Here is a 15,532-nt window from a genome sequence, read left to right as displayed (position 1 = left end):
CCACCGGCGGCAAGGCCAACCCCAAAGCGGTCAATGAGCTGATCGCCAAGAAGCTGGGCAGCTGACCGCTGCCAGAACCGGATTTCGAAAGGGCGCCCTGCGGCGCCCTTTTTTGTATCTGAATTGGAGGGGGGGGGGTGACATGCGTGCACCCACTATCCCCCCCCTGTGCAGCGGGTGGTGCCAGATCCCTAAGGTCGGTGCCCGTCCGCGGGCGGGAAACGAAATGCCCGCCCATGGGGGTGGTCGGGCACTGCCCGGCCTATCGTCCGGGCAACCAGATATCAACGTTATACTTGCGTTCTTCGGTTTTGCTTCTACTTATGGGTGATACTTTCTCTCCAGGATTTCCCGGTCATGAAAAACTTGTCAGGATGGATCTTCGGCGCTGCGGTTGCCGGTACGATCAGCTGGTTTGGCTTCGCTCAGATAAATTTCATCGTCTCCAAGTTCTATCATCCAATGTCCTATTACGGCAGCTTCGGTGGCGTTTGGCTGTGGGCCTTTGCCGCATTTGCAGGCGCCGTGCTCATTTTCCAAATCGCGGCTTCCTGGTGCTGGATAGATTTCCGGCGCACCTCTCAGTGGATGGGAACCGCAGTACTCGCCCTTACAGTTTTGACGCATGCGCTGTCCATCCGGATCGACACGGGCCATCGGGAAACATATGTGCTTGATGGCGTGCGCCATCACGTCCCCTGGCAGTACGACCCCTCCACTTGGAATAGTGAAGGCGGCATCACGTTTTTCCGCGTCAAAGTTTCTGCCGACGGGCTTGCCCCACGCTATCCGACGCGCCAAACGGAATATTTGTCACTCACCAAGGCTGTTGCGCCCAATGGCGCCGAGGCAACGTCTGATGATGGATGCGAATTCAAAGAAACTGATGCAACCTGCCGGGCACGGCACAACAGCTTTCTCTATGCGGTTCATGGGAAAGCGAAAGACTTTCCACCAAACCCAGAGGAACTGCTTGGACCTGCGCGGGCCTTGCTGGACAGTTTTGCAAAACTTCCGAGAGGCTAAGCTGATGGAATAGGGCCGTCTCTTGAACAAGCCGCGCCTTGACCCCCTGCCCGCTTCGGCTAAACCTGGCTCCTGAGACAGGAGACGTTCATGCAAGCTTATGAGTACAAAGTTATCCCCGCCCCCGCCAAGGGCACCAAGGCGAAGGGTGTAAAGACCCCGGAGGCACGCTTTGCCAATTCGGTCGAGATCCTGCTGAACGAAATGGCGGCTGACGGCTGGGAATTCCAGCGCGCCGAACTGCTGCCCAGCGAAGAACGCTCCGGGCTTACCGGTTCGACCACCAACTGGCGCAACGTGATGGTGTTCCGCCGCGCCACTGCCGCGGAGCAGGCAGCGGAAACACCGCCCCCAGGCCGCAGAGAACCCGCTGCGCCTTCGGTCGCATTCCACCGTTCCGAACCCCAAGCACCGCCGCTGACAGCCGCGGCCGGCGATCCGGAAGCGCCCCCGGAAGCAAGCCAGGTGCCCGGTGCCGGTGCCGCCAGGATGCAGTCAGATGACGGTGTTGAAGAGCTGAGCCCGGTTGCAGGCATGACCGCCGCGCTGAAAAAACGTGCCGAGCAGAAAGGCGATGGGGAGGGTTGATCCTCCCCTGCGCCCTTATCTCCCGATATCCAGCGCCAGTGCGTGAATGCGGGGCACGATACCACCCAGTGCCTTGTGCACGGCGCGGTGCTGCGCCACCCGGTTCATGCCCTGAAAGGCCTCTGCCCGGATCATCACCGCAAAATGGCTCTCGCCCGATCCATCGTCGCCGGCATGGCCTGCGTGTTTGTGGCTTTCGTTCACCACCTCCAGTGCGCTGGGGGCAAATGCTGCCTGCAGCGCTGCCTCCATCTCTTGCTTCACGTTCATTTTCCGCTCATCCCATCTTTTTTCGACGCGCCCCCTTCAATCTGGCGCCCCTTAGACTAAACTGCTGCCTCCGAGTCGAACAGATGCGTCTAGAAGGTGCGCCCCCATGAGCAAGTCCGATCCCTTTGGCTTTGATATGTCTATCCGCTCAGCCAAGAAAAAGAACCCGCGTGGACGCCGGGCCGCCACTGGCGCGTCCGAAACCTCCGTTCGTGTCTGCGACAAGGACGGCTGCGAGGAAGCCGGCAAGTTCCGCGCCCCCAAGGCGCCGGATGTGCTGGATGATTTCTACTGGTTCTGCCAGGAGCACGTCCGCGAGTACAACAATGGATGGAATTTCTTTGAAGGCACCACCGAGGCTGAGCTGAACGCGCAGCGGTCCAAAGACAAGGTCTGGGAGCGCGAAACCAAGCCGATGAGCGACCCCGAAGCCCGCGCCTGGGCGCGGCTGGGCATCGAGGATCCGCATCAGGTACTGGGTGGAAACGCCACGCAGAACCCCGGCCGCGCCGCCAAGGCAGGCCGCCGCCTGCCCCCCACCGAGCGCCGCGCGGTCGAGATTCTGGAGGCCAAGGACGATTGGACCAAGGCTGATATCCGCAAGGCTTATAAGAAGCTGATCAAGGTGCTGCACCCGGATATCAACGGCGGCGACCGCAGCCAGGAAGAGCAGCTGCAAGAGGTCATGTGGGCCTGGGACCAGATCAAAGACAGCAAAAGCTTCAAATAAGCGGCCGGGATACCGATGCGCGAAGGGCGGCCAGGGGCCGCTCTTTTTTTGCCGGCCTGCGGGGGGCTTGGTCCCCAAAGCATTTCCGCCAGGGCCAGAGGCACAACAGCCATAAGGCAAACCAGTCCGCAGCCAGAGGTTTCCGCCAGCAATGCGGCTGTCTCCACTCCTGCGCTTTCCCGCCTGCTGCCCCAATATCGGCCCGTCCGTTATGGGCGGTCTTTTGCCGAAACTTTAAAATAGACTCTTTATTTCTTTGACGTGTGCCGCCATGACCGGTTACCCAAAGAGGAGCCGGCCGCAGCCTTCCCCCCAATGCTCATCAAGAGCCGGCAAAACGCGCCCCCCGCTGCCCGGCTGGGGGCGCTGTGCATAGGATCGGGCGCTGCCCGCCTTTCCCGACCGTCCTGTCCAGATCCAGAACAATCGCAACCTCAGCCGGTTTGCGGCGCTACTTTCCCTTGCCCTTGCCCGCCAGATCAGGCACCAATCCCGCGAAATGACCCCTGACAGCAGGGAAGAGGGATAAGGATCGACTGCGATGACCGACGGCTTTGTGGATATGGATGCGAAACCGACCGAAACGATTTCGGTCCGCGATGTGTTCGGGATCGACACCGACATGACGGTCAAGAGTTTTGCTGAAGGCTCCGAGCGGGTGCCGGCGGTGGACCACACCTATAAGTTCGATCCGGAAACCACATTGGCCATCCTGGCAGGTTTCAGCCACAACCGCCGGGTGATGATCCAGGGCTACCACGGCACCGGCAAATCGACCCACATCGAACAGGTCGCCGCCCGGCTGAACTGGCCCTCGGTGCGGGTCAACCTCGACAGCCACATCTCGCGGATCGACCTGATCGGCAAGGACGCGATCAAGCTGCGCGACGGCAAGCAGGTCACCGAATTCCACGAAGGCATCCTGCCCTGGGCGCTGCGCAACCCGGTTGCGATCGTGTTCGACGAATATGACGCGGGCCGCGCCGACGTGATGTTTGTGATCCAGCGGGTTCTGGAGCATGACGGCAAGCTGACCCTCTTGGATCAGAACGAGATCATCACCCCGAACCCGTTCTTCCGCCTGTTTGCCACCGCCAACACCGTGGGTCTGGGCGACACCACCGGGCTGTATCACGGCACCCAGCAGATCAACCAGGCCCAGATGGACCGCTGGTCGCTGGTCTCGACCCTGAATTACCTGAGCCATGACGCCGAAAGCGCGATCGTGCTCAGCAAGGCGCCGCATTACAACACCGAGAAGGGCCGCAAGACCATCTCCCAGATGGTGACCGTTGCCGACCTGACCCGCACCGCCTTCATGAACGGCGACCTGTCGACCGTGATGAGCCCGCGGACGGTGATCAACTGGGCCCAGAACGCCGAGATTTTCCGCAACGTCGGCTATGCCTTCCGCCTGTCGTTCCTGAACAAATGCGACGAGCTGGAGCGCCAGACCGTGGCCGAGTTCTACCAGCGCTGCTTTGACGAAGAACTGCCGGAAAGCGCGGCCAGCGTTTCGCTGGGCTAATCTGTGACGTGCCGCTCGGCCGATAGGCCGGGCAGCGCCCGTCCCGCCCTCCGTCAAGCCGGAGGCGTGCTTTCAGCACGACGGGGCGGGCACTCCGCTTCCCTTCCCGCCGGGCCGGGCGCTGCCCTATCCGCAGCTGGCCACTGGACTTTCCCGAAAAGAGGGGGGATGCTCACAAGGGACTAGGTGCGACCATGAAAAAGCCGAACGACAACCCCGCCGATCCATTCAAGAAGGCGTTGGCCGAAGCCACCAAAGTTATGGCCAACGACCCGGAACTGTCGGTCAGTTATACTGTTGACCCCTCGGGGCTCTCGGGCGACTCGATGCGGCTGCCGCAGGTCTCCCGCCGGATGAGCCGCGAGGAGGTGCTGCTGGCCCGCGGCACCGCCGACGCGCTGGCGCTGCGCCACAAGTTCCACGACAACGCCACCCACGCCAAATATGTGCCGCAGGGCGAAATGGCCCGCGACCTCTATGAGGCGATGGAAACCGCCCGCTGCGAGGCGATGGGCGCGCGCCACATGCCCGGCACTGCCTCCAACATCGACGTGAAGATCCGTAACGAGTCGATCCGGCGCGGCTATGATCAGATGAAATCCTCCTCCGAGGCGCCGCTGGCAGCGTCCGCAGGCTATCTGATCCGCCATCTGGCCACCGGGCGCCCGCTGCCCGAAGGCGCGTCGAACATCATGGAATTGTGGCGCGGTTTCATCGAATCCCAGGCCGGCGGCACGCTGGAAGACCTGGACGAAAAGATCGCCGATCAGGCCGAGTTTGCCAAGCTGGCGCGGCAGGTGATTTCCGACCTCGGCTACGGCGACCAGCTGGGCGACGACCCGGATGAACTGGACGACGACACCAATGACGATGCCGAAGACAACGCCGAAGAGCAGGACGATCCGGACAGCAGCGGCCAGGACGATTCCGAGGACGATCAGGCCGACGCCAGCCCCGAGCAGGCCCAGGAGCAGCAGCAGGACGAAAGCCAGGCCCAGGTCTCGATGGACGAGATGGCGGATGACGAGTTCGCCGAAGACACCGAAATGCCCGACGGCGAAGCGCCGCTGGAGCCGCCTGCCCCGCCGCCAGCTTCCGAGGCTGACCCGGACTACAAGGTGTTTCAGGACGCCCATGACGAGGAAATCGCCGCCGAGGATCTGGCCGAACCTGCTGAACTGGAACGCCTGCGCGCCTATCTTGATCAGCAGCTGGAACCGTTGAAAGGCGCGGTTTCCCGCCTTGCCAACAAGCTTCAGCGCCGCCTGCAGGCACAGCAGAACCGGTCGTGGGAGTTTGACCTGGAGGAAGGCACGCTGGACGCCGGCCGCCTGGCCCGCGTTGTCGCCAACCCGACCACCCCGCTCAGCTTTAAGCGCGAGAAGGACACTGAATTCCGCGACACCGTGGTGACGCTGCTGCTCGACAACTCCGGCTCGATGCGCGGCCGCCCGATCTCCATCGCGGCAATCTGCGCCGATGTTCTGGCCCGCACGCTGGAACGCTGCAATGTGAAGGTCGAAGTTCTTGGCTTCACCACCCGTGCGTGGAAAGGCGGCTTGGCCCGCGAGGCTTGGCTGAACGACGGTCGCCCGCAGCAGCCCGGACGCCTCAATGATCTGCGCCACATCATCTACAAGGGCGCCGATGCGCCGATGCGCCGGACCCGTGCCAACCTGGGCCTGATGATGAAAGAGGGCCTGTTGAAGGAAAACATCGACGGCGAGGCGCTGGAATGGGCGCACCGGCGGATGATGGCCCGGCAGGAAGCCCGCAAGATCCTGATGGTGATTTCGGACGGGGCGCCAGTGGATGATTCGACGCTGTCGGTGAACCCGGCGAACTATCTGGAAAAGCACCTGCGCGATGTGATTGCCATGGTGGAGAAGCGGAAACAGGTGGAACTTCTTGCAATCGGCATTGGCCATGATGTGACCCGGTACTACGAACGCGCGGTCACGATCACCGATGTGGAGCAGCTGGCCGGCGCGATGACTGAGCAGCTGGCGGCTCTGTTTGACAGCGACCCGCGCGCCCGCGCCCGGGTCATGGGCATCAAACGCGCCGGCTGACGTCAGCCCTCTCCCTTCAGCCAGGGGCGCCCTCCCGCGCCTTTGGCCTGCATCGAAGATGCCGGCCTCAGTCTTGGGCACAGCCGCGCGCTGACGCGCGCGGCGGCACCCTATGCCCTGAGACCGGGCGGGAGCTGCCGCCTCCCCCGTGCCGCTTGCCCCGCAGCAAACCCGCATCGTCAGGCTTGCCAGCGGCAAGGCGATTTGGGACAAGAAGGCGCGCGCAGCCGTGCCCATTCCTTTACGCCGCCACGGGCATCTGCCCCAAGCCGCTCCGCTCATTCTTCAGGAGAAACACCCATGTTCCAGACTTTCGACGTGACCGCCCGCCCGGAACAGGGCCCGCCCCGGCTGGCTGCCCTGCGCAAGGAACTGGCGGCAGAAGGCCTCGATGGCTTTCTGGTGCCGCGTTCCGACGCGCATCAGGGCGAATACGTGGCACCGCACGACGAACGGCTGGCCTGGCTCACCGGGTTCACCGGCTCGGCCGGCTTCTGTGCAGTACTGCAGGATATCGCCGGCGTGTTCATCGACGGCCGCTACCGCACTCAGGTGAAACGCCAGGTGGCAGCGGATTTCACCCCCGTGCCCTGGCCCGAGATGCAGCTGGCGGACTGGCTGAAGGAACAGCTTCCCGATGGCGGTAAGATCGGGTTTGACCCCTGGCTTCATGCCGCGGGCCAGATCACAACCCTCACCCGCGAATTGGACGGCAGCGGCATCACCCTGGCACAATGCGGCAACCTGGTGGACCGGATCTGGCAAGACCAGCCCGCACCGCCGATGCAGCCGGTTGCCGCACATCCCATTGAGTACGCGGGCGAAAGCGCCGCGGACAAATGCGCCCGCCTTGCCAAGAGTCTGCGGGATGCAGGCCAGGCGGCAGCCGTCATTACCCTGCCTGACAGCATCATGTGGCTGCTGAACATCCGCGGCAGCGATGTGGCGCGCAACCCGGTGGCTCATGGTTTTGCCATTCTCCACAGCGATGCCCGTGTCGACCTGTTCATGGCAGCGGCGAAGCTTGACCGCCTGGACGGCCACTTCGGCAGCTCTGTTTCCGTGCATGACCCCAAAGCCTTCCTCGACGCAACTGCAGCGCTGAACGGCTCAGTCGCCGCGGATTCCGGCACCCTGCCGCAGATCGTGGCGGACGCGCTAGGCGAACGGTTGGTGCCTGCAGGCGATCCCTGCGCCCTGCCCAAAGCCCGCAAAAACCCAGCCGAGATTGAGGGCAGTGCCGCCGCTCACTTGCGCGACGGCGCCGCAATTGCCGAAATGCTTGCCTGGCTCGACGTGCAGACCCCCGGCACGATCACCGAAATCGACGTGGTGAAGAAACTGGAAGCGCTGCGCCGCGAGGACCCCGCCCTGTGCGACATCAGCTTTGAAACCATCGCAGGCACCGGCGAAAACGGCGCCGTGATGCACTACCGGGTGACCGGGGAAACCAACACCACACTGCAGGACGGCCACCTGCTGGTACTGGACAGCGGCGGCCAGTATCTGGATGGCACCACCGACATCACCCGCACCATCGCCATCGGCACGCCGGGAGAGGAAGAGCGCGCTGCCTTTACCCGCGTGCTGCAGGGGATGATCGCCATGTCCCGCCTGCGCTGGCCCAAGGGGCTGGCGGGCCGCGACATCGAATGCATCGGGCGGATACCGCTGTGGCTGGCAGGCCAGGATTTCAACCACGGCCTTGGCCATGGCGTCGGCGCCTACCTCAGCGTGCATGAAGGCCCGCAGCGGCTGGCCCGCACCAGCCATGTGCCGTTTGAACCGGGTATGATCCTGTCGAACGAGCCCGGCTACTACCGCGAGGGCGCCTTTGGTATCCGGATCGAGAACCTTCTGGTGGTTGAACCGGCCCCGGCTCTTGACAGCGGCGATCCGGAGCGCGAGATGCTGTGCTGGCGCACACTCACCTTCGCCCCCTTAGACCGGCGGCTGGTGAACGCCTCCATGCTGACAGCCGACGAGACCTCCTGGCTCGACAGCTATCACCAGGAGGTTCTGGCAAAGATCGGCCCGCAGCTCAGCCCTGCCGCACAGGTGTGGCTTGATGCCGCGACTGCCCCCTTGTGACAGCAGGCTGACACCCGGCTGTTACACAGACTGAACAGAAACAGACGACACGAACGAAGAGAATGGGAAAACACGCATGACCAATATCCGTATCCGCAAGGCCGAAGGCACCTGGGTCGTCCGCTCCGGCGGCGCTGTACTGGGAGAAAGTTCCAATGCTTTGGAACTGACGGAGGGCGATATGGATCCGGTCATCTATTTCCCGCGTGAAGACATCGCCATGGCCTTCCTCGACCGGACCAGCAAATCGACCCATTGCCCGCACAAGGGCGAGGCCAGCTACTTCTCGATCGCCAACAAGTCCTCGGTCACCGAAAACGCGGCCTGGAGCTATGAGCACCCGGCTGAAGCGGCGTCCAAAATCAAGGGCTGCCTGGCATTCGTGCTGAGCGACTCTGTCAAAGTCGAACAAGTCTGAACCTGTTGTCCGGGTTGCGGGGCGGCACCATATCCCGCGCCGCAACCGGGCATCAGGAACAAGTTTTACCGGAAGTAAAAAACGGCCGGCGCCAAGGCACCGGTGTAGCGCATTTGCGATGCAGCAGCTTCCACCGCCTGATACCCGGTGAAGCATTAACGGCCCGGCTCCGCAACTGGGGCCGGCGCAGCTATTTTGTCACAAAGGCCGAAGTTCAGGTCAAAATCGCGCGGCTGAGGTTCCGCCTGGCTTCCTCCAGCGCATCACCTGCACCAAGAATGCCTGTTTCGCGGGCGCATTGGATCGCATAGTTGATCGCTGCTTCCAGCGCTGCCCGTTCATTTGCCTGTTCGTCCGCCTTGTTGTTCGCGCCAGCCTCTTGCGGGCCGGTTTCGAAATTGCACATGTTTTCCTACCGTATGAGTAAGCCTAGCAATAATCCGCTTACAGTGTTGGGTCAGGCGCCGTTTCAGAGCAATAAAATTTTTAACTTAACCTTTACGTGTCACCGATTTCGCACAGATTCCGGCATGAATGCGCAATTTTTCCCGTAACAGCGGGGGGATGCACCGGTCGGGCCGCGGCGATCAGATACCCGATTGCCCGGTTCCGCCTATCTGTGCTCCTCCGCTGCGGTAGCAGCCAAGGCACGGTTGTAAGCCTTCAGCGCATCCACATGATACAGTGCGCCGATGATTTCCTCTGTTCCGCCCTCTTCCATCATTACTGGCAAAAAGGCCGCTTCTGCCCGGTCGAACACCGGCATCGCCGCCTCCAGTGACGCAGAAGCACGGATGCACAGTCCCTCCTCAACCAGCCTTTGACAATCCTCCAGCGACGCACAGCGGCTGTCGCCCATCGGACGCATCACCGCACCGGCGCGGATCAGCGCCAGCAAATAGGCCTGCGGCCCGGCCGCGCAGTGAATGTTCCGGCTCTCCAGCTGGGTCAGGAAAAACGACCGGTGCACCAGCCGCGACGCCAGTGCGGTTGACATCGACACCGAAACCATGACCGCCAGGCCGATCTGCCAGTCGCCGGTCAGCTCGAAAACAATCAGTGTGGTGGAAATCGGCGCTCCCAGTACCGCGGCAGCCACCGCCCCCATGCCGGCAAAGGCATAAAGCGTGTGGGTGCCGGACACATCCGGCAGCACTGCAGTGGCGATCAGGCCAAAGGCCAGCCCGGTCAGCGCCCCGATCATCAGCGAAGGCGAAAACACCCCGCCGCCCATGCGGCCGCCCATGGTGATCGCCACCGCGGCTGTCTTAACCACGGTAAAGACCACCGCCTGGCCCAGCAGCAGCCCGCCGGTCAGCGCCAGCACAGTGGTCTCATAGCCAACACCGATGATGTGCGGGTACCAGACCGCGATGCCCCCAAGGATGGCTCCCGACACCGCCGGGCGCAGCCAGCGCGGCACGCTCAGCCGCTCCTGCACGTTTGTGCCGACCTTCTCGGCAAAGAAAATCGCCCGCATCAGGACCACCGCCACCATCCCGCAGATCAGCCCCAGGATCAGGAAGGCAGGCAGTTCGACGTAGAATTGCAGCGCGCCTGGTGTGACCAGCGTGAATTCAGTGACATCGCCGTATTCCAGCCGGTTGATCACCGTGCCCGCCACCGAGGCAACAACGATCGGCGCAAAGGCATTGATCGAGAAGTGCCGCAGCACCACCTCCATCGCAAACAGCGCCCCGGCGATCGGGGCGTTGAAGCTGGCCGAGACCGCCGCCGCCACCGCGCAGCCCAAAAGGTCGCGCCCGGTGATGCCGTCGGCGTTGATCCGGTTGCTGACCCAGGTGGCGATCACCCCGGCCATATGCACAACCGGCCCCTCGCGGCCCGACGAGCCGCCGGTCGACAGGGTAATCAGCGAGGCCAGCGCCGAAGCGGCGCCTGCGCGCATCTCGACGCGCCCGTCATGCAGTGCTGCGCCCTCGATCACATCGGCCACCGCCCGCACACGCCCGTCCGGGGTGAACCGGTCCAGGATAAGGCCAACCACCAGCCCGCCGCCCGCGGCAATGGCGACCAGCATGTACCAGGGCAGCCCCTGCGCAAAAGAATGCAGGTAATCGACGTCCGGCGCGCCATAGATCCAGGCCTGCAGGGCCGAGATCCCCTTGCGGAAAAACAGCGCCGCAAAACCGGCGGCGATGCCGATCAGCAATGCAATCAGCCAGAACTGGAACTGGCTGGGACCGCGATTGCGCAGCACCCGCCAGATGTCCTTGAGCCCAGCCAGCCACTGCAGGAAAACTGCGGAAATCGATGAACGGATTTCTTGCACCATAATCTGTCAACGGGTCTTTTCATTTTAATAGCCTACACATGGCACAGGCCGGGTAAAGACCCCTCACCCGCAACCGGGGGCCGCCGCGGTGGTCCGTCTGGCTACCCGGCCAGCAGTGCGCGGGCGGCAGCGCGGGCCTCTTCGGTGATGGTATCACCCGACACCATGCGGGCAAGCTCATCTACCCGCTCAGCCTCGGCCAGCGGCACCACCTGCGACAATGTCATGCCGTCCACCACCTGTTTGCGCACCTGCCAGTGATGGCCGCCAAGGGCTGCCACCTGCGGCGAATGGGTCACCACCAGCACCTGTCCGCTGCTGGCAAGGCTGCGCAGGCGGCGGCCCACGGCATCCGCCGTCGCACCGCCGACACCACGGTCGATCTCATCAAAAATCAAGGTTTTACTGGAATCCTCGCCGCGCAGGCAGACCTTCAGCGCCAGCAAAAACCGGCTGAGTTCGCCGCCCGAGGCGATCTTGTTCAAGGCCCCTGCCGGAGCGCCCGGATTGGTCGCCACGGTAAACGCCACCGCGTCGATCCCTTCAGGCCCCGGCGCGCAGCTGGAAATGCGGGTTTCAAACACCGCCCGTTCCATCTTCAGCGGCGCCAGTTCCGCCATCACGGCCTGATCCAGCGCAACAGCACTTTCGCGGCGGGCTGCACTCAGCTGTTCCGCGGCCTGCGCATAGGCGGCCTCGGCGGTCTTCAAGGCGGCTTCCTGATCGGCCAGGTCCTGATCGCCTGCATCCAGCGCCGCCAGCTTACCGCGCAGGGTGTCCGCATAGCCCGCCAGTTCATCCGCCTGCACATCGTGTTTGCGTGCCAGCCCGCGGATGGCAAAAAGCCGTTCCTCACAGTCTTCCAGCTCGCCCGGATTGAACTCCAGATAACCCAGCACCCGGTCGACCCCGTCCTGCGCATCGCCCAGTTCGATCATCGCACGGCTGAGGGCGGCCAATGGCTCCTCCAGCCCGGTGCCGCTTTCCTGGCCTGCAACACCCTCCAGCCAGCGCTGCGCTTCGCCCATGGCAGCCTCGGCGCCTTCGCTTAGCAGCGCATGGGCGCGGGTGATGTCGCCGCGGATGCGCTCGGCCGCCTGCATCTGACGGCGGCGGGTATCCAGCGCCTCGTCCTCGCCCGGTTGCGGCTCCAGCTTATCCAGTTCGCCCACCGCATGGCGCAGGAACTCCTCCTCGGCCCGCACCGCGTCCAGGGCGGCGCGTGTCGCCTCAACGGTCTTGCGCGCCTTGGCCGCCCCGGCCCAAGCCGCCCGCACCGAGGCCAGCAGCCCCTGCACATTGGCATACTGGTCCAGCAGCGCCATATGCCCGCGCGGGTTCAAAAGCCCGCGGTCATCATGCTGGCCGTGCAATTCCACCAGGGTTTCAGACAAGGCCCGCAGCACCTCGCCCGAGCAGCGCCGGTCGTTGACCCAGGCGGTCTTGCGCCCCTCAGCCGTATTTACCCGGCGCAGGATCAGCGTCTCCCCCCCGGGCAGGCCCGCCTCCTCCAGAATGGCATGCGCCGGATGGCCCTCGGCCAGATCGAACTCAGCCAGCACTTCGCCCTGCGCTGCGCCCTGGCGCACCAGTTCGGCCCGCCCGCGCCAGCCCAGCACAAACCCCAGACTGTCGAGCAAAATGGATTTCCCCGCCCCGGTCTCGCCGGTCAGCACATTGAGGCCGGGCTGAAAATTCAGCTCCAGATGATCAATGATCAGGATATCCCGGATATCAAGCGCGCGCAGCATAGCCCCGCCTCCGTGCAGCAGCGGCCGTTACAGCCACTGCCCTTTCACCGTCTGACGATAGATCTGGCTCAGCCAGTTGTTGCCCCGGTCCCGCAGTTTAAGCCCGTTCGAGGTCAGCAGCTTGTAACTGCTGTCGTACCATTCGGTGGACTGGAAGTTATGGCCCAGGATGGCACCCGCCGTCTGCGCCTCGTCGGTCAGCCCCAGCGACAGATAGGCCTCGACCAGCCGGTGCAGCGCCTCGGCTGTGTGGCTGGTGGTCTGGAAGTCCTCGACCACCACCCGGAAGCGGTTGATCGCAGATGTATAATGACCCCGGCGCAGATAATAGCGGCCGATCTCCATTTCCTTACCTGCCAGATGGTCAAACGCCAGGTCGAATTTCAGGATCGCCGAAGTGGCATATTCGCTCTCGGGATAAACCTCGATCACCGTGCGCAGCGCCTGCAGCGCCTGAAAGGTCAGCCCCTGGTCGCGGCCGACCTCGTCGATCTGGTCGTAATAGCTGAGTGCCAGAAGATACTGGGCATAGGCGGCATCTTCATCAGCCGGGTAGAAATCGATGAACCGCTGCGCGGCGGCGCGGCTGTTCTCATAATCCTTGGTGCTGTGAAAGGCAAAGGCCTGCATGATCACCGCTTGTTTGGCCCATTCGGAATAGGGGTACAGGCGCTCGATCTCGGCAAAGTAATAGGCGGCGTCCTTGGGCTGTCTCTGGGCCAGCTCGAATTCACCGCGCTCATAGATCTGCTCGGGTGAGAAAGCCTCCAGAGACTCGCCCCGCTTGACCGCGCCGCCGTCTCCGCCGCAGCCCGCAAGGGCCGCCATCAGAAGGACCGCGCCGAGGGTTTTGGCTCCCGCCCTGATGCCGTTCATAGTGCCTAACCTCACCGTCTTTGACTTACGGGTGTCCGCCCCGGTTATGCCGTCTCTAGCACATCCAAATGGCGTGCAAAACGCCTTTCGCCAATTCCCCGTTCACATGGCAGAGAAAGCGGGCAATGGTCAAGTGCGCCCTGCTGGTCCTGCGCCCGCCTGCCTGCCGATCCTGGAAAGGAAAAGACCCGGGACACGCGCGTCCCGGGCCAGTTTGCCGCTCGTTCCTGGTTTTCTGCCCTATGCCACGCACCGCTGTTCTGCCGGGATTTCCGACCAGATCAGACCTTGCCCTGGCAGCCGCGCGGACATCGCTGCATCGCAGGCAACGGCCCGGACCGCGCCCGGCTCCGCAAACAAGGCACGCAGCAAGGTGTTGGTCAGCGCATGCCCCGCACGCTCGCCAACATACCGCCCCAAGATCGGCCCCCCGGCCAGCGCCAGATCCCCCAGGGCATCCAGCATCTTGTGGCGCACAGGCTCATCCGAATGGCGCAGACCCGCGCCGCTCACAACCCGTTCTCCGTCAAACACAACGGCGTTTTCGCCCGGCACTCCGCCCAGAGCGAGGCCATTGGCCTGCATCGCTTCCACGTCTGCCTGACGGCAGAAGGTGCGGCTGTCGCACAGCTCGCGTGCAAAGCTGCCGTTGCGCATATCCAGAACCTTGCTCTGGCGGCCGATGGCAGCCTCGGCAAAGTCGATATGGAATTCAATGGTCAGCCGGTCGCTGGGCAGCAGGGTGGCGCGGGCGCCGTCCTTCTCCACGGTCACCGGCTTCAGCACCTCATAGGCTGTGGCAGGCACGCCTAGCCGGTGCACGCCGTACTGCATGATGCCGCGCACAAACGGTGCCGAGGAGCCGTCAACGATCGGCACTTCCGGCCCGTCGATTTCGATCAGCGCATTGTGCACGCCGCAACCGGCCAAGGCCGCCATGATGTGTTCCACGGTGGACACGCTGACGCCGGAGGTATTGACCAGACGGGTGCACAGCGGGCTGCGCTCGACCAGATCCCAGCGCGCCGGAATCCGGGTGTTGCCCAATGCAATATCGGTACGCTTGAAGACAATGCCATGCCCCGCCGGAGCCGGGATCAGAACCATGCGTGCAGGCTGGCCGGAATGCAGGCCGGGCCCTTCAAATGCCACCGATGCTTTGAGCGTATTCTGCACTTTGCGCCTCATTCCACTGTTTCCGGCCTCATCCGACCGTGTTGCGACAGAGAGTTAAGGTTTTGCAAAAAAACCTACAACTCAATCTTTGTAACGGTTTGAAACATGGCTGTAACAGATAAGCAAAACACCGCTCAAAACCACTTAAACATCTGCATTTAAAACGTAAAAAGCCGCCCGAAGGCGGCTTTTATAACCAGTTTTGTGATCCGTCAGTTGGCCTGGCGGCGCAGGAAAGCGGGGATTTCGATGCGTTCCTGGTCAAGATCAGGCTGCTGTGCCTGAACCGGCTGCGGCTGGGCTGCGGCGGCCGGGGCCTGCATGGCCGGCTGCTGGCGCACCGCCTGCGGCTGCGGCTTGCCCGCCGGAGCCTCGGTTGTGCCGGTCATCCGGTGGATCAGCGAATTCAAGCCAAAGCGGCGCTGCCCGTCGGGCTGCTGCTGCGCATTCTGCTGCTGTTGCGGCTGCGGCGCCGCCGCGGAAGGGGCCGCTGCCGGGCGCGGCTGCTGCACCCGCTGCGCTGCCGCCTGCAGGCGCTCCAGCGCTTGCGGCGACGGGGTGCCCGGCGCCGGTGCCCGCGGCGCCACAAAGGCGTCAGGCTGCGGCTCGCGTGTTGCAGCCTGCGGGCGGAACTCCGGAACCTGCGGCTGATAGGCCGGCGGCGGCAGACCGTCGCTGTCCACCTGCTCCGGCTCTTCAAAGAGGTCCTC

Annotated in this window: 13 protein-coding genes and 1 pseudogene; 7 read left to right on the top strand and 7 right to left on the bottom strand. The window is 63.5% G+C overall.

The features are described 5' to 3' along the window. The first annotated feature begins 357 nt into the window (after nt 1-357). Both VOI29_RS14005 and VOI29_RS14000 read left to right on the top strand, forming a co-directional pair. Complete coding sequence (locus VOI29_RS14005) at nt 358-1,026, top strand: hypothetical protein (protein ID WP_323779728.1); 669 nt, start codon at nt 358-360, stop codon at nt 1,024-1,026. Nucleotides 1,027-1,116: 90 nt separating this feature from the next. Further along, on the top strand, nt 1,117-1,614 hold the full coding sequence (locus VOI29_RS14000; protein ID WP_323779726.1) for a DUF4177 domain-containing protein: 498 nt from the start codon (nt 1,117-1,119) through the stop codon (nt 1,612-1,614). A 15-nt stretch (nt 1,615-1,629) separates the two neighbouring features. On the opposite strand, the gene VOI29_RS13995 is transcribed toward VOI29_RS14000, so the two are convergent. Continuing rightward, on the bottom strand, nt 1,630-1,884 hold the full coding sequence (locus VOI29_RS13995) for a BolA family protein (protein WP_323779723.1): 255 nt from the start codon (nt 1,882-1,884) through the stop codon (nt 1,630-1,632). Between the two features lie 106 nt (nt 1,885-1,990). Here VOI29_RS13995 and VOI29_RS13990 point away from each other — a divergent pair, with 106 nt between their 5' ends. The 5 genes from VOI29_RS13990 to VOI29_RS13970 all read left to right on the top strand — a co-directional run bounded on the left by VOI29_RS13990 (nt 1,991) and on the right by VOI29_RS13970 (nt 8,723). Next, a complete protein-coding gene (locus VOI29_RS13990; protein ID WP_323779720.1) occupies nt 1,991-2,614 on the top strand; it encodes a DnaJ domain-containing protein in 624 nt (207 codons plus the stop codon). 541 nt (nt 2,615-3,155) lie between these two features. Continuing rightward, complete coding sequence (gene cobS, locus VOI29_RS13985; RefSeq protein WP_323779718.1) at nt 3,156-4,142, top strand: cobaltochelatase subunit CobS; 987 nt, start codon at nt 3,156-3,158, stop codon at nt 4,140-4,142. Between the two features lie 194 nt (nt 4,143-4,336). After that, nucleotides 4,337-6,214, top strand: coding sequence for a cobaltochelatase subunit CobT (gene cobT / locus VOI29_RS13980; protein WP_323779716.1), 1,878 nt, complete (start codon nt 4,337-4,339; stop codon nt 6,212-6,214). A 300-nt stretch (nt 6,215-6,514) separates the two neighbouring features. Then, complete coding sequence (locus VOI29_RS13975) at nt 6,515-8,305, top strand: aminopeptidase P family protein (RefSeq protein WP_323779714.1); 1,791 nt, start codon at nt 6,515-6,517, stop codon at nt 8,303-8,305. A 76-nt stretch (nt 8,306-8,381) separates the two neighbouring features. After that, nucleotides 8,382-8,723 carry a DUF427 domain-containing protein gene (locus VOI29_RS13970; protein ID WP_323779711.1) on the top strand — a complete coding sequence of 114 codons (342 nt, stop codon included), beginning with the start codon at nt 8,382-8,384 and terminating at the stop codon, nt 8,721-8,723. Between the two features lie 214 nt (nt 8,724-8,937). On the opposite strand, the gene VOI29_RS13965 is transcribed toward VOI29_RS13970, so the two are convergent. From VOI29_RS13965 to VOI29_RS13940, 6 genes and pseudogenes are all read right to left on the bottom strand, one after another. Then, on the bottom strand, nt 8,938-9,129 hold the full coding sequence (locus tag VOI29_RS13965; RefSeq protein WP_323779708.1) for a hypothetical protein: 192 nt from the start codon (nt 9,127-9,129) through the stop codon (nt 8,938-8,940). Between the two features lie 207 nt (nt 9,130-9,336). Continuing rightward, nucleotides 9,337-11,019 carry a chloride channel protein gene (locus VOI29_RS13960; protein ID WP_323779705.1) on the bottom strand — a complete coding sequence of 561 codons (1,683 nt, stop codon included), beginning with the start codon at nt 11,017-11,019 and terminating at the stop codon, nt 9,337-9,339. 101 nt (nt 11,020-11,120) lie between these two features. Continuing rightward, nucleotides 11,121-12,770: a DNA repair protein RecN gene (recN, locus tag VOI29_RS13955; protein WP_323779702.1), complete on the bottom strand. Its 1,650-nt coding sequence runs from the start codon at nt 12,768-12,770 to the stop codon at nt 11,121-11,123. A 27-nt stretch (nt 12,771-12,797) separates the two neighbouring features. Continuing rightward, nucleotides 12,798-13,646, bottom strand: coding sequence for an outer membrane protein assembly factor BamD (locus tag VOI29_RS13950; RefSeq protein WP_323779701.1), 849 nt, complete (start codon nt 13,644-13,646; stop codon nt 12,798-12,800). Between the two features lie 240 nt (nt 13,647-13,886). Continuing rightward, a complete protein-coding gene (gene lpxC / locus VOI29_RS13945; protein WP_323779697.1) occupies nt 13,887-14,834 on the bottom strand; it encodes a UDP-3-O-acyl-N-acetylglucosamine deacetylase in 948 nt (315 codons plus the stop codon). Between the two features lie 200 nt (nt 14,835-15,034). Further along, a pseudogene (locus tag VOI29_RS13940) lies at nt 15,035-15,532 on the bottom strand (cell division protein FtsZ); the annotation flags it as partial.

Origin of the sequence: Leisingera sp. (assembly GCF_034669605.1) — a bacterium.
Lineage (GTDB): Bacteria > Pseudomonadota > Alphaproteobacteria > Rhodobacterales > Rhodobacteraceae > Leisingera.
The sequence above is the reverse complement of the archived record's forward strand: the minus strand, read 5'-3'. Positions and strand labels throughout refer to the sequence as shown.

Bases quoted from the DNA above. Each gene is read 5' to 3' on its own strand.
- VOI29_RS14005 (WP_323779728.1), top strand. From the start codon at position 358: ATGAAAAACTTGTCAGGATGGATCTTCGGCGCTGCGGTTGCCGGTACG.
- VOI29_RS14000 (WP_323779726.1), top strand. From the start codon at position 1,117: ATGCAAGCTTATGAGTACAAAGTTATCCCCGCCCCCGCCAAGGGCACC.
- VOI29_RS13995 (WP_323779723.1), bottom strand. From the start codon at position 1,884: ATGAACGTGAAGCAAGAGATGGAGGCAGCGCTGCAGGCAGCATTTGCC.
- VOI29_RS13990 (WP_323779720.1), top strand. From the start codon at position 1,991: ATGAGCAAGTCCGATCCCTTTGGCTTTGATATGTCTATCCGCTCAGCC.
- cobS (WP_323779718.1), top strand. From the start codon at position 3,156: ATGACCGACGGCTTTGTGGATATGGATGCGAAACCGACCGAAACGATT.
- cobT (WP_323779716.1), top strand. From the start codon at position 4,337: ATGAAAAAGCCGAACGACAACCCCGCCGATCCATTCAAGAAGGCGTTG.
- VOI29_RS13975 (WP_323779714.1), top strand. From the start codon at position 6,515: ATGTTCCAGACTTTCGACGTGACCGCCCGCCCGGAACAGGGCCCGCCC.
- VOI29_RS13970 (WP_323779711.1), top strand. From the start codon at position 8,382: ATGACCAATATCCGTATCCGCAAGGCCGAAGGCACCTGGGTCGTCCGC.
- VOI29_RS13965 (WP_323779708.1), bottom strand. From the start codon at position 9,129: ATGTGCAATTTCGAAACCGGCCCGCAAGAGGCTGGCGCGAACAACAAG.
- VOI29_RS13960 (WP_323779705.1), bottom strand. From the start codon at position 11,019: ATGGTGCAAGAAATCCGTTCATCGATTTCCGCAGTTTTCCTGCAGTGG.
- recN (WP_323779702.1), bottom strand. From the start codon at position 12,770: ATGCTGCGCGCGCTTGATATCCGGGATATCCTGATCATTGATCATCTG.
- VOI29_RS13950 (WP_323779701.1), bottom strand. From the start codon at position 13,646: ATGAACGGCATCAGGGCGGGAGCCAAAACCCTCGGCGCGGTCCTTCTG.
- lpxC (WP_323779697.1), bottom strand. From the start codon at position 14,834: ATGAGGCGCAAAGTGCAGAATACGCTCAAAGCATCGGTGGCATTTGAA.